The sequence below is a fragment of the Shewanella sp. M-Br genome (assembly GCF_036245925.1).
GTDB classification, from domain to species: Bacteria; Pseudomonadota; Gammaproteobacteria; order Enterobacterales; family Shewanellaceae; genus Shewanella; species Shewanella oncorhynchi.
Window position 1 is genome coordinate 38,580 of sequence record NZ_BJBV01000019.1, and the last position, 13,618, is coordinate 52,197.

The window sequence follows — 13,618 nt, forward strand, 5'->3', positions numbered from 1 at the left end:
GAATTCGGTCATTTGGCTAATCACAGCAGCATAAAATATCTTTATCAATTCAATCACTATAAAAATAAAACCATTATTTGGGGAGAACGAGATGGAATCGAGTCCTACGCCGCAACAGGATCTGCACACAAGCCAAAACCGTCACACACAAGCGTTAACAAGACGCAGCCGCCTAGCGCTTGCCGTCGCCGCAAGCCTATTGGGGATAATAGGGTTAGCGGCCTGTTCACCCACATCGAATTCAGCAACAACTGCCACAAGTGTGAATGCCGCGCCAAGTGTGCAGCGGGTTGCGCCCGGCGCACCGGGTAAAGCGCCCACTTGGGCATTTTCGGGTAAAACTGGTATTGGGACGTCTTACGAGCCTTACACCCAAGGTCAATACCAAGATGCTAAGCAAAATCCCATTAGCCGCGTTTGGTTCTCCCTCGCCCAAGGTATTTTGACCGAAACCATGTATGGTCTTATTCACAACGCGCAGCTCAAAGAACTGCAATTTGTGGTCACAGGTAATGGCTTTGTTGATACCGAAAAAGAGAACACCATCAGCAGCATAGAATATTTAGATACAGATACTAATGGTCGCCCGCAATCCCTTGCCTATAAAATTATCAATAAAGATGTTGAAGGTAAGTATCAGATTGAAAAGCATATCTTTACCGATCCAGACCGAGACACTTTGATGATGCGCGTGACCTTTACCGCCTTTGAAGACGGCATTACACCGCATTTGTATGTCAATCCGCATATCGATAACGCAGGCGCCAATGATATTGGCCGCATCGACACTCATACTGACAGTCATGCTGACAATCATGCCAACACTCATGCTAATAATCAGGCGCTGGTGGCCTATACCGCCGCCAAAGACAGTAGCGTAATGACGGTAAAATCCGATCTGAATTTTGTGCAGGCAACCACTGGCTTTGTCGGTGTCTCCGATGGCCTAGCCGATTTGGCCGATAACGGCAAACTCGATACGCCCTATCAAACGACCAGTGCGCAAGATAAATCGACCGTCGGCAATATCGCCTTTACCGCGAGTTACCCTACGCTCATCAAAGCCAAACCCGTTACTTTTAATCTCGCCATCGGTTTTGGTAAAGATGAAGCACAAAGTTTAGCCAATGCCGATGCCAGCTTAGCCGCAGGTTATGATTCTGTGCTCAGCCATTACAATGCAGGCTGGCAGGGTTACCTAAGCTCACTGCCCGCCATCGCTAACATGGCTAACAACACCACAGATAACGGCAAGCTGCTGTATACCAGCGCTATGGTCTTGAAAGCGCAGGAAGATAAAACCTATGCGGGCGCACTGATCGCTTCGCTTTCAAACCCTTGGGGCGATACGGTTTCGGCAGCCGTGCCGAGCACTGGCTATAAAGCAGTATGGCCGCGCGACTTTTACCAATGCGCCATGGCATTCCTCGCCATGGGTGACACACAAACGCCCAAAGTGGCCTTCGAATACCTGAAAAAAGTGCAAGTGACCGAAAAGACGCCCGGCTATACAGGTACGCCAGGTTGGTTCCTGCAAAAGACCCATGTGGATGGCCAAATTGAATGGGTCGGTGTACAGCTCGATCAAACCGCCATGCCTATCATGCTCGGCTGGAAACTCTGGCAAGCGGGCGTACTCACCCCCGATGAGATCAGTCACTGGTATCAAGAGATGCTCAAAGGTGCAGCGGACTTTTTGATCAGCGGCGGTGACGTCAATCTGGATTGGAATCACACTCAAATCACCCCGCCTAAAACTCAGCAAGAGCGTTGGGAAGAACAAGCGGGTTACTCCCCCTCAACAACGGCCGCCGTGATTGCCGGTCTTGTTGCCGCGAGTGACATCGCCAAAGAAGCCAAGGATATCGACTCCAGCAGCCGTTATCTTGCTGCCGCTAAAAGCTTAAGTGACAGCTTGGAAAAGCATTTAGTCACCACCCAAGGATTATTGAAGAACAGCGCAGGCGTCAGCCCGCCTTACTATTTACGTTTAAGCCCGAATGGAAAGCCAAATACTAGCGATACACTGGCGGCAAATAACGGTAAGCAAGGTTTAGATCAGCGTCAAATCCTCGATGGCGGATTTTTAGAACTAGTGCGTTATGGCGTGCGCGGTGCAACTGACAAGCTCATCAAGCAAAGCCTTCAACTGATTGATAATACAGAGCTTGAACCAAATCTACGCATAAAATACGAGTTTACCGCCAAAGAGGGCAGCACTATCCCAGGCTTTAGACGTTATGGTAACGACGGCTACGGTGAGGATACGGTTTCTGGCAATAACTATGCGGAATCCGGCAGCAACAGCGCCGATCAACGCGGCCGAATCTGGCCATTCTTCACCGGCGAGCGCGGTCATTTTGAATTAGCACTCGCCCAAGCAAAAGGTGAGCTAACAGGCAATAACGCGCAGCAAACCAAGCAGCAATTGATCAACACCTATGTGCAAGGCATGGAAACGTTTGCGAATGCTGGCATGATGTTACCCGAGCAAGCGTGGGACGGTGTCGGCGACGCCACCCGTTATCATTACCAACTCGGACAAGGCACCAACTCTGCCACACCGCTTGCTTGGACCCATGCCGAATACATCAAACTGGTGCGCTCAATGACCGATGGCCAAGTCTGGGATTATTACCCTATCGTCCCAGCGGCATTGAAATGACAAGTTGAAATAGCCGATTAAAATAGCGCATTAGCTTAACAATACTTTGATAAATTGCAGGCTAGAACAGCATCCTAGATATTGTTCTAGCTTTTTTATAGACGGTTTTATGATGCCTGATTTAGCGCCCGCTTTTCATAGGCTTATGCTGCGGGTAATCTTGCGGCGTGCAACCAAATTGCATTTTAAAGGCGGCACTGAAACTGCTGACACTCAAATAACCTAAACTATGGGCCACCATAGTTGTGCTCTCCCCTTGGCTTAAGCTCTCAAGCGAATTTAACAAACGAAATCTTTGCCGCCATTGTCGATAAGTGAGCCCAGTTTCAGCTTTGAATAGTCGCTCAATCGTTCTCACACTCGCGCCGCCCATTTCAGCTAAATCGGTCAGTGAGTAACTCACTTTTGGACGTCGGATCAGCGTTTGGATCAAGCGGCTGAGTCTTGGATCTGAGCCAGCAGGTAAATGGGCATCCAGACTGCCCAGAGTTTGGAGCTCATCGATGGCAACCAAACCCAGCCGATGCAGTTGTCCACTGTCCATAAGATGTGAACTTTCACAAAGTTTAAGCACTAATTCACGCATCAGCGCTGTCATAGTCACCATCACCACTTGTGTATCCTGTGGCCTAACGCCATAACTAGGGTCAATATAAATATTGCGAGTATGGGCGTGGGTTTCACTGTTCACTTGATGGGGCAAATTGCAAGGGATCCAAACGGCATGGGTTGAGGGTACCACCCAGACGGCATTTTCACTGCGAACACGTAACAAGCCTTTGACGGCCCAAAGTAACTGACCCCGCGGGTGCGAGTGAGGCTCGATGCCCGCTTCCGCCGCCATATTGCGAGTATGGGTCAGCACGGGCCAATTGGCATCTATGATAAACGCCGCATCACTGGGTGTTAATAATGTCGCTTTAGGAACATGTTTTGACATATTACCCTCTTAAAACGCCAAACTAAGTCAGCTATCTTAGTAGACATCTTTTACGTATTCAATCCAATAGGTCGGTAAGCATGAAACGTTTTATTGGCGTTAAACAGCTAGCGTTTTTCAGTGCACTGTTGATCGCTACTTTACTTGCGCTTTTTCCGCTAAGTCAGCATCCCGCGGTGTTTTCCTACAGCGCAGGCGTAGTGTTAGTGACCTTGATGTTTTGGAGCACAGGTTTCTTCCCGCCCTTTATGGCGGGGTTAATCTTTTTTGCCCTTGCCACCATTTTTAAACTCATTGAGCCGAGTATACTTTTCTCCGGATTCGGCTCAACTGCGGTGTGGTTAATCATTTCGGGGTTTGTGATCGGCAGTGCCATCACTCAGTCTGGCTTAAGTCGCAGAATGGCCAGTTTGATTGCCCCCATACTGACCTCAAGTTATCCACGCTTGATTGCGGGTTTGGTCTTTAGTGCCGTGCTGCTTGGCTTTGTGATGCCCTCATCCGTTGGCCGTGCTGTGGTCATGCTACCAATTGGTATGGCGTTAGCCGAGCAAGTCGGTTTTGCTCGTGGTAGCCATGGGCGGATAGGCATTGCGACCGCCTTGGCACTGGCGTGTAACATGCCCAGTTTTGCCGTGTTGCCCGCGAATATTCCCAATATGATATTGGCAGGTTCCAGTGAGAATCTATTCAATATCCATTTTGGTTATACCGAGTATCTCCTATTGCATTTTCCAATCCTTGGCTTACTCAAATCAATATTGATTGTGGCGCTAGTCGTTTTCCTATTTCCTGCAAAAATTGATAACAACCAGCCTGAACGCGTTATTGAAAAAGAAGCTTATAACCTTGGTATGCAAAAGAAAGTTGCACTGTTACTGGCGATTACTTTGCTCTTTTGGGTGACTGACTCGCTGCACGGCATTAATCCCGCTTGGGTAGGATTAACAACGGCTATCTTGTTATTGCTCCCAAAATGGGGAGTGCTTGAGCCTAAGAGTTTTAATAGTTCAGTGGATTTGTCGACCGTCATTTTTGTCGCGGCGGCCTTAGGTCTGGGAGCATTGGTCAATCATTCCGGGCTCGGCACTGCGCTAGGTCAACTGTTCAGTGAATGGTTACCCTTGCAGCAAGGGGCATCGTTCCTGAATTTTATGTCGTTATCGTTAATCGCGACGCTAACAGGATTAGTGGCAACGGTTCCAGGCGTGCCGACTGTGTTATCCCCCATGGCGGCAGACTTTGCCAATGCAACTGGCTTCTCCACCCCTGCGGTATTAATGACGCAGGTGATCGGGTTTTCAACCGTGATTTTTCCTTATCAGGTGGCTCCTTTGATTTTGGCGATGCAATTATCCCAAGAGCCATTAACTAAAATACTTCGCATCACCTTACCTCTAGCGGCAATAACTCTAGTTGCACTTATTCCACTGGATTATCTGTGGTGGCTATGGCTCGGTTGGATAGCCTAAACCCTCACCATTGGCGGTATTCATGCCGCCAATGGTGGATTTTAGAGCGGTTATATCAAGAACTCACAAGGCCCACGTCCAAAGCGCGATGCTCAGGTGACTGAGTAAAACTCAATTACTTGATCTTGAGTTGGTAAACACTCGTTGTGCCACTAACTTCATTGCCTATTATTAACAAAGGATTACCGTTAGGGCTTTTATCGGCACTGACAAATTTCATCCCTTCTGGTCCCAAATCACCCGCCAATGTTGCATCACCTTTGACTGCACCTGTAGCGGTATCGACAACGAAGTCAGCTTCAAAATCACGATTCACAACATAGTCGACAAAATGCACATCGAAAGGATTAGTCACGTCATAGATCATAAAGCCAGAGGTACGTTCTAAACCAACAAAGGCATATAGTCGTTGACCAATTTGGCCTAGGGCTAAAGCTTCTGGCTCTGGCCCCTTGTCATCGCTGCGACTATCACCTTTATTTTCTTCGTTGTTATTGTTGAACTTATCCCCCAGTAGTGCGGCGGTAATACGCTCAAAATCACTGCCACTGTCAAACACTTGCTGGCCATCAGCATTCCAAATCGAGAAGGAACGAGCACCAAAGCTCACGACTTTGTCGTAGTCGCCGTCCTTATCGTCGTCACCCATGCTCGTCGTTACCTTAAGACGCGCTAATTGGGTTTTATCTTTTGCGGCGGCAAATTGTGGGTGATTCGGGTCGAGCACTAAATCCCCTGCGCGGGCTTCTTCCGAAAAAGCCGCATAGTCACGGGAGTCACCTTCATTCGCAGTCACAATAAAGTCAGTGTTATTCCAACGGTAGCTAGCAAGGGTATCGGGTTGATACATGCCGTACACCCCAGTGTAGCTTTGCAGGTTCACAAGATTGTCTTTGTCACTCGCATCAATTTTATTCACATCAAGCCCGTAATCTTTGAGGCCTAGCGGTAAAATCTTAGAGACTTTCGCATTGGCGATATCAATCACGGCAACAGCATTGTTCTCTTGTAAACTGACAAATGCACGGCGGTTATCATGGCTAATGGCGATATATTCAGGTTCTAAATCCTGCGCCACACTCGCCATTGGACCATTAATTTTAATGTCAGCGGTGATTTCACTTGCACGCGCACCGCCCTGATTAAACACACTAAAATCTATGATGGTCGCAGCGGCTGCAGGCTTACCGTCAGTAATCGCAATAAGCGCAACACTGCCTTCAGGATCTAAGGTATAAGCAGGATTAGGTTCGCCTTCATTGGCCACGAGTAAGGTTTTACCGTCGTGGGTGAACACCACATTATCGGGTAAAGCACCGACTTCTACGGCGCTGATAAACTGCGGAGCATCTGTGCCGTTAAGCTGATAAAAAGCCACAAAACCATTGGCTTGGGTTTTATTGCCTGCAGCGTCACCACGCTCAATGGCTGCCGCTAACAAGTTGCCTGAAATACTCACGCTGTTCACGCTACCCATAAAGGGTTGACCCACATCCTTAGCAACATCGAGTCCTGCTAATTTTTCGAGATTATTCAATGCTAAAGGATCTGTGGCGTTTGATGCAGTCGCTAATAAGCTGCCATCGATAATATCGACTTTGCCGCTGATCGCATTAACCACAAAAATACGGTTTGAAGCACTATGATATTCAACAATTTCGGCGGCACTTAAGCCATAAACGCCAGTCTGATGACGACCAATTAACTCAGCCTTTAAGCTTGCAGTTTGTGGCAGGCAAACATATTGGGTTTGCGCGACTGCAATTTCATTGTCATCCAATTGTCCATTATGGTTGGCATCTAGTCCGGTATCGATACGCTGACCACCGGCGGGACAATTTGTATCACCGATAGTTAATGCGGTCACTTTAACCAGTGAATTTAAGCCGTTGTCGCCTTTATCACCTGCTGCGCCATCATCACCGCTGCAGGCTCCAAGTAATAAGCTCGTCATAATGGCAGCGGCTAGCGGAAGTCGTTGTGTTTTCATCGTGTCATTCCTGAATATTTTATTTTTAGTAGGGTGAAGCTAAAGCCCACTAAACTAGTCAGCATAAAAGACACCTAGATGACAAAGCAGTGACACTCAGATGACAACTAACACTTTTGAATGAAGCATATTGGAGGATAACGGCTCGAGCCGCCAAGGTTATGCCTCGATTATCGATACTTGCTACTTAGTTACAATTTAATCGGTAAAATACGGTAAAGAAATCATCGCAAAGATTGGTTTATTTGTCCTAGCGCTTTACTATGCTATTGCTTAATGCCTTACCGTGAAAATTGATCTAAGCACAATTCACTTTGTCCCAAACACCGCCAATTAGCGCAAGATGCTGGCTAAAAATGGACGGGTTAGAGTGAATTGTCCTAGTACAATTTAAACCACGCCGCATAACCCTGAGAAATACGCTTTCAATTCTTTCGCCACCCGAGGTAACAGTGGACCCACAATCACAACCTTCTGCCCATAACGGTAGACGTATACCGAATTTAGCGCTGCTTATTCCCATGCTAGCGGCGATTGTCGCGATCACACCATTGGCCATCGACATGTACTTACCTGCGATGTCGACATTGGCCCTTAGTTTTCATACCGATATTACAACAGTGCAACAGTCCCTAAGTATCTACTTAGCAGGCTATGCACTGGGCATGTTGTGCTTTGGCCCCTTAGCTGACCGTATTGGCCGTCGCCCTATGGTGATAATTGGGCTGAGTGGATTTATGCTAACCAGTTTACTGATTGGTTTTGCTGGTCAATTCGAAGTCTTTCTTGGGCTACGCTTTTTGCAGGCCTTTATCGGCGCAGCAGCGACTGTGGTGGTACCGGGATACATCAAAGAAGTCTATGGCGACAATACCGCCAAAGGTATGTCTTACGTGAGTTTAATCATGATGTTAGCGCCATTACTGGCCCCTAGTATTGGCAGCGTTATCTTAGAACTCGGTGATTGGCATTTAATCTTCTTCATTCAATCTGCCTATGCCGCGACCCTGTTATTACTCGTGCTGTTTGCGCTAAAAATGCCCAGCGATAAAGATATGGATACCCGCAGCCAAAAATCATTTCTTGGTGCCTATGCGACCGTATTTTCCCGACCTGGCGTTAAGTTGAACATTGCCAGCGGCGTGTTAACGTCTTTTGCGTTTTTCTGTTATCTCACCGCATCCCCCTTCGTTTATATGGAAGTCTTTGCCTTAGATAAATCCTATTTTGCCATCTTGTTTAGCATCAACGTTGGCGCCTTGATGTTGGCCAATATCATTAATACTCGCATTGTCGGCCGCTATGGTTCGCTGCGTATGTTGCACGTATCGACCTTTTTTGGCGCTATTGCGGGGGCTGGTTTATTAACGGTCAACCTACTGGATATGAGCTATCATTTTACCGTGATCATGCTTATTCCTTTGATGGGCAGCCTAGGGGTGATGTCGGTCAACGCCGATGCGATAGTGCTGATGAAGTTCAAACAAGAAACCGGAACGGCAACGGCGGTTATTGGCACCTTAAGATTTGGCTGTGGCGCGTTAGCGGGGCCATTATTAGCGGTGTTCTATGATGGCACAGCAGTGCCCTTCTCCGCCCTTATGTTAGGCTCTATTGTGTTAGTCGGTATTTGCCAATTCAATCGTCCAAAACATCAAACGCAGCCGACGGTTTAAGGATTTATTTTTAAGGGTCTATTTTTAAGAAATCATGGATGCCAATGCCTCATCTACAACACATGTTTGATCGCGTGAAAACAGCGCATTGGCTTTCACTAAATATAGCAAATAAGTAATATTTAATCGCAATAGTTAAGTATCTGCTTATCTAACGTCCCACACCAAAACGGCACTTTTAGTGCCGTTTTTGCTTTTTAAGCATCTAAAAATCTGAAAAATATAAAATAAGCTCATAAATCAGCCTAGATTACTTGGCGATTCCAGCAAGTTATCCAGCCATTCAAACGTGAAATTGTTTCAAGTTGGTTATTTTTTACATAAAAGGCTTGAAATGTTGTTTTTTTTGAATATGATGAAATTCTGTTCATTGCAACAGTTGCTGCATCCTAAGGATGAGTCACTTGTCTTCTACGAAGTCAGTTCAGCATTTCGGAGTCTGAATTACCCTTCAGGCTTAATTTTTAGAGCGATTACCGTCGCTGTAACAAAATACTGTTTACCGTAACGGTACTATGCAATAGGAGTTCCACATGGAGATGTTATCCGGCGCCAGCATGATAGTGCGTTCTTTGATTGATGAAGGCGTAAAACACATTTTTGGCTATCCTGGCGGTTCAGTTTTAGATATCTACGATGCCCTGCACGTTATCCCAGGTATTGAACACATACTCGTTCGCCACGAACAAGCTGCCGTGCACATGGCCGATGGCTACGCCCGTGCAACGGGTAAAGTGGGCGTGGTATTAGTCACTTCAGGACCCGGTGCCACCAACGCGATTACCGGTATTGCCACCGCCTACATGGACTCTATTCCCCTCGTCGTATTATCGGGTCAAGTACCGAGTAACCTTATCGGTAATGACGCCTTCCAAGAATGCGATATGATCGGCATCTCTCGTCCAGTGGTCAAACATAGCTTTTTAGTTAAAGATCCCACTCAAATCCCTGAAACGATAAAAAAAGCCTTTTATATTGCCTCTACCGGCCGTCCTGGGCCTGTGGTCGTCGACCTACCAAAAGATTGCTTAAACCCAGCGCTGCTGCACGAATATATTTATCCCGAAAGCGTGAAAATGCGCTCGTACAACCCGACAACCTCAGGGCATAAAGGACAGATCCGTCGTGGACTACAGGCACTATTAGCGGCTAAAAAGCCTGTGCTCTATGTCGGTGGTGGCGCCATTATCTCGGGTTGTGATAAGCAAATTTTACAATTAGCTGAGAGATTAAATATTCCCGTCGTCAGCACACTTATGGGACTCGGGGCTTTTCCAAGTACCCACAAAAACAGCCTAGGCATGCTAGGGATGCACGGTCGCTACGAAGCCAACATGACTATGCATAACTGCGATTTGATCTTCGGTATTGGTGTGCGCTTCGACGATAGAACCACGAATAATGTGGAAAAATACTGCCCGAACGCGACCATTTTGCACATAGATATCGACCCCTCGTCTATTTCAAAAACTATCCACGTCGACATTCCCATCGTAGGGTCGGCCGACAGTATTTTAGACAGCATGTTGACACTGTTAGATGAATCGAACGAGCACAATGACAACGATGCCATCGCCACTTGGTGGAATGATATTGAGCAATGGCGCGGCCGCGATTGTCTGGCCTATGACAAAAACAGTGGTCGCATCAAACCACAGCAAGTGATTGAAACCTTGTATAAGCTGACCAATGGCGATGCCTATGTCGCCTCTGATGTTGGCCAGCACCAGATGTTTGCCGCCTTGTACTATCCGTTCGATAAGCCGCGCCGATGGATCAACTCAGGGGGTCTAGGCACCATGGGATTTGGCCTACCCGCCGCGATGGGGGTTAAAATGGCGATGCCTGATGCCACGGTTGTCTGTGTCACGGGTGATGGTTCAATTCAGATGAACATTCAAGAGCTTTCGACCGCGCTGCAATATGATACGCCGGTTAAAATTATCAACTTAAACAATCGTTTCCTTGGCATGGTTAAACAATGGCAGGACATGATTTACTCTGGCCGTCACTCACATTCCTATATGGATTCAGTACCCAATTTTGCCAAAATTGCCGAGGCCTATGGCCATGTAGGTATGACGATCAGCGATCCCGCCGAACTTGAGTCAAAAATGGCAGAAGCGCTAGCGATGAAAGACAGGCTGGTCTTTATCGACATCATGGTGGATGAAACTGAGCACGTGTACCCCATGTTGATCCGCGGTGGTGCGATGAATGAAATGTGGCTGACTAAGACGGAGAAATGCTAATGCGTCGAATTATATCTGTATTATTAGAAAACCAATCCGGCGCCCTGTCTCGTGTGGTCGGTTTGTTTTCACAGCGCGGTTATAACATTGAAAGTTTAACGGTGGCGCCAACGGACGATATCACATTGTCGCGGCTTAACATTACGGTCGTTGCCGATGAAATGGTGTTAGAGCAGATAGAGAAGCAGCTACATAAACTCATCGATGTGTTAAAAGTTTCGAATATTACCGAGTCTGCTTATATTGAACGCGAATTAGCCCTTATTAAGGTCCGCGCCCAAGGCGAGTTTAGGGAAGAAGTTAAACGGATGGCGGACATTTTCCGCGGCCAAATTGTCGATGTCACCGCCAATTTATATACCATCCAAATGGTCGGCACATCAGAGAAACTCGATGCGTTTATACATGCGCTAGGTGAAGTGACTAAATTGGTCGAAGTCTCTCGCTCCGGCGTGGTGGGTTTGGCTCGCGGAGAAAAGGCCATGAAAGCGTAGCTTTCTCACGGAAATCTCGCGGACATTTTTTGCGTGAACACAAAAACATCAAGGGGAGCATTATGCTCCCCTTGTTTTTAGGTGGTTACCACAGTGTCAATTATGACTGGCTGTCTAGCAAGCGCGATGAAGTGATCTCGATTTTGCGTGGTTTCAACGCTTCAGGGATTTCACGCACTAAATCAATATTGAGTAAGCCATTTTCTAAACTTGCGCCGAGCACAGTGACATAGTCTGCCAGTTGGAAAGTGCGCTCAAAACCGCGTTCCGCTATGCCTTGGTACAAGTATTTACGCTCGGTTTGGCTTTCAGCTTTATTGCCTTTCACCAGTAATTTCTCACCTTCACTGCTGATCTCAAGTTCATTCATTGAGAATCCGGCCACGGCCATAGTAATGCGATAGCGATTTTCGCCTAATAATTCAATGTTATATGGGGGATAGCCAGTATTGCCATTATTAGCGGCGGCATGTTCTGCCAGCTGAGCTAAACGGTCAAAACCAATGGCACTACGGTACAGGGGAGCTAGATCATAATTACGCATATTCATATCCTTGTCTTAAGCAATATGGAGAATTGGCGGACGGTTTTCACGATGAAAACGCTTGTAGAGTCTGCCGAGTTAAATCTTCTGTCCTTACGGCACAGAATTCACACTAGGATCCTCATCGAGCGGTCCTGAAATAGATATAAGGACGGGAGAGAAAATTTCAAGCAAGAAAATTAAAAAATGTGCAAAATTTAAAAAGACTAATAAAAACAAACTCTAATTAAGTTTTAACACTTTGAATTGACGTGTGATTTGTATAAAGGGATTAGCGTCATTGCAATACGGAAATCTATATTCACTAAATTGCAGCCAATAAAAAAGGAGCCTAGGCTCCTTTTTTAGTCTTAGCATCGAATTAACGAGTGCGTGGACACAATTCTTCAGCGCTGAAGAAGTAAGCAATTTCACGAGCAGCAGATTCAACAGCATCTGAACCGTGAGCCGCGTTTTCGTCAATGCTTTCTGCGAAATCAGCACGGATAGTACCAGGAGCTGCTTGAGCTGGATTAGTTGCACCTAAAATTTCACGGTGAGCTAAAACAGCGTTTTCGCCTTCTAATACTTGGACCATGATTGGACCAGAAGTCATAAATGCAACCAGAGCACCGAAGAAACCGCGCTCGCTATGCTCAGCATAGAAACCTTCAGCTTGTTCTTTGGTCAGGTGTAACATTTTAGCTGCAACGATCTTAAGACCAGCAGTTTCAAAACGATTGTAGATAGCACCGATGTGGTTTTTTGCAACAGCATCTGGCTTGATAATAGAAAATGTGCGTTCGATCGCCATAACTAGCTTCCTTTGTCAGCAAGTTTAAAAAATTCGCGCGGATTATACGAAATTTAAAAGCTAAATCCTATCTTTATAGCAAATTAGTCTGAGATATTGCGCACATTCGCTTTATTCGTAATCAGTTTGATCACACAAAATACCCCGCTAGGAGGATAAATCCTTAGCAGGGTTCATTAACTCATTAAAAAATGGGATTATTTTCTATTTTTTGCCCAAATACCAGCCCATGCAATCAAAGCGACTAAAATGACTGCAGGTGCAAGATCTAACAAGTGATGGAATAAACCGACACCGCCATGACCTGGATGAGCCCAAGCCATTGAAGGGACAAGCATACATAACAATACAAGCAAAAGTTTCATGTGAACATCCTTGCAGTTGCGATAATAAAGTTAAGCCATATAAATGCCTTAACCAATATACAACAAATTACGATATCCACTGAAAATGAACTTGACTGTGATCAAACTCTCGCCAAATATTCTCTGCGCCACTGCAAATACGTGAGATAAATCACCTTAGTTAATCTTCTGAAGGACAAGATGCCTCACATAAAAAGCCGTACCACAACTGTGCTCACTACTTTTCATCAATCCAACACTGCTGAATTGCTTCCAGTATTTTTTCATTGCAATGCTTAGGATCATCTGCAAAATCATTCAAAGCTAACACCCACTCATACAGTTGGGTGAAATGCAGCTGAGTGGGATTCACCTCTGGGTGTGCTTCGAGTAATTCCAACGCAATATCTAACGAATCTATCCAAGTTAATGTCATCGTTTTCCCCTA

General features: G+C 46.3%; 11 protein-coding genes. 5 read left to right on the forward strand and 6 right to left on the reverse strand.

The annotated features are described in order from the left end of the window. Positions 1-91 precede the first annotated feature (91 nt). Positions 92-2,665: a glycoside hydrolase family 15 protein gene (locus tag AAA952_RS15870; RefSeq protein WP_338258423.1), complete on the forward strand. Its 2,574-nt coding sequence runs from the start codon at positions 92-94 to the stop codon at positions 2,663-2,665. 121 nt (positions 2,666-2,786) lie between these two features. On the opposite strand, the gene AAA952_RS15875 is transcribed toward AAA952_RS15870, so the two are convergent. Continuing rightward, the gene (locus AAA952_RS15875; protein ID WP_338258425.1) at positions 2,787-3,605 is read right to left on the reverse strand and encodes an AraC family transcriptional regulator; all 819 of its coding nucleotides are present in this window, start codon (positions 3,603-3,605) and stop codon (positions 2,787-2,789) included. A gap of 80 nt (positions 3,606-3,685) precedes the next feature. Here AAA952_RS15875 and AAA952_RS15880 point away from each other — a divergent pair, with 80 nt between their 5' ends. Further along, on the forward strand, positions 3,686-5,077 hold the full coding sequence (locus tag AAA952_RS15880) for an SLC13 family permease (protein ID WP_338258427.1): 1,392 nt from the start codon (positions 3,686-3,688) through the stop codon (positions 5,075-5,077). Positions 5,078-5,192: 115 nt separating this feature from the next. Here AAA952_RS15880 and AAA952_RS15885 read toward each other — a convergent pair whose 3' ends face one another. Then, a complete protein-coding gene (locus AAA952_RS15885; RefSeq protein ID WP_338258429.1) occupies positions 5,193-7,067 on the reverse strand; it encodes a choice-of-anchor I family protein in 1,875 nt (624 codons plus the stop codon). 452 nt (positions 7,068-7,519) lie between these two features. Here AAA952_RS15885 and AAA952_RS15890 point away from each other — a divergent pair, with 452 nt between their 5' ends. From AAA952_RS15890 to ilvN, 3 genes are all read left to right on the forward strand, one after another. Beyond that, positions 7,520-8,743: a multidrug effflux MFS transporter gene (locus tag AAA952_RS15890; protein ID WP_338258430.1), complete on the forward strand. Its 1,224-nt coding sequence runs from the start codon at positions 7,520-7,522 to the stop codon at positions 8,741-8,743. Between the two features lie 533 nt (positions 8,744-9,276). Continuing rightward, positions 9,277-10,995: an acetolactate synthase 3 large subunit gene (locus AAA952_RS15895; protein ID WP_105252618.1), complete on the forward strand. Its 1,719-nt coding sequence runs from the start codon at positions 9,277-9,279 to the stop codon at positions 10,993-10,995. Next, a complete protein-coding gene (gene ilvN / locus AAA952_RS15900) occupies positions 10,995-11,489 on the forward strand; it encodes an acetolactate synthase small subunit (RefSeq protein WP_028759823.1) in 495 nt (164 codons plus the stop codon). Before AAA952_RS15895 ends, ilvN begins: the two co-directional genes overlap by 1 nt. Positions 11,490-11,589: 100 nt before the next feature. On the opposite strand, the gene AAA952_RS15905 is transcribed toward ilvN, so the two are convergent. From AAA952_RS15905 to iscX, 4 genes are all read right to left on the reverse strand, one after another. After that, positions 11,590-12,033 (reverse strand): Hsp20 family protein, encoded by a 444-nt coding sequence (locus AAA952_RS15905; RefSeq protein WP_028759822.1) that lies wholly within the window; start codon positions 12,031-12,033, stop codon positions 11,590-11,592. A gap of 361 nt (positions 12,034-12,394) precedes the next feature. Then, positions 12,395-12,826, reverse strand: coding sequence for a nucleoside-diphosphate kinase (gene ndk / locus AAA952_RS15910; protein ID WP_011789197.1), 432 nt, complete (start codon positions 12,824-12,826; stop codon positions 12,395-12,397). A gap of 197 nt (positions 12,827-13,023) precedes the next feature. Continuing rightward, complete coding sequence (locus tag AAA952_RS15915) at positions 13,024-13,191, reverse strand: hypothetical protein (protein WP_006081849.1); 168 nt, start codon at positions 13,189-13,191, stop codon at positions 13,024-13,026. 217 nt (positions 13,192-13,408) lie between these two features. Continuing rightward, the gene (gene iscX, locus AAA952_RS15920; RefSeq protein WP_028759821.1) at positions 13,409-13,606 is read right to left on the reverse strand and encodes a Fe-S cluster assembly protein IscX; all 198 of its coding nucleotides are present in this window, start codon (positions 13,604-13,606) and stop codon (positions 13,409-13,411) included. Positions 13,607-13,618 lie beyond the last annotated feature (12 nt).

Excerpts from the sequence above, each read along its gene's own strand:
- iscX (WP_028759821.1), bottom strand. The coding sequence starts at position 13,606 with ATGACATTAACTTGGATAGATTCGTTAGATATTGCGTTGGAATTACTC.
- AAA952_RS15905 (WP_028759822.1), bottom strand. The coding sequence starts at position 12,033 with ATGCGTAATTATGATCTAGCTCCCCTGTACCGTAGTGCCATTGGTTTT.
- AAA952_RS15870 (WP_338258423.1), top strand. The coding sequence starts at position 92 with ATGGAATCGAGTCCTACGCCGCAACAGGATCTGCACACAAGCCAAAAC.
- AAA952_RS15885 (WP_338258429.1), bottom strand. The coding sequence starts at position 7,067 with ATGAAAACACAACGACTTCCGCTAGCCGCTGCCATTATGACGAGCTTA.
- ilvN (WP_028759823.1), top strand. The coding sequence starts at position 10,995 with ATGCGTCGAATTATATCTGTATTATTAGAAAACCAATCCGGCGCCCTG.
- AAA952_RS15875 (WP_338258425.1), bottom strand. The coding sequence starts at position 3,605 with ATGTCAAAACATGTTCCTAAAGCGACATTATTAACACCCAGTGATGCG.
- AAA952_RS15895 (WP_105252618.1), top strand. The coding sequence starts at position 9,277 with ATGGAGATGTTATCCGGCGCCAGCATGATAGTGCGTTCTTTGATTGAT.
- ndk (WP_011789197.1), bottom strand. The coding sequence starts at position 12,826 with ATGGCGATCGAACGCACATTTTCTATTATCAAGCCAGATGCTGTTGCA.
- AAA952_RS15880 (WP_338258427.1), top strand. The coding sequence starts at position 3,686 with ATGAAACGTTTTATTGGCGTTAAACAGCTAGCGTTTTTCAGTGCACTG.
- AAA952_RS15915 (WP_006081849.1), bottom strand. The coding sequence starts at position 13,191 with ATGAAACTTTTGCTTGTATTGTTATGTATGCTTGTCCCTTCAATGGCT.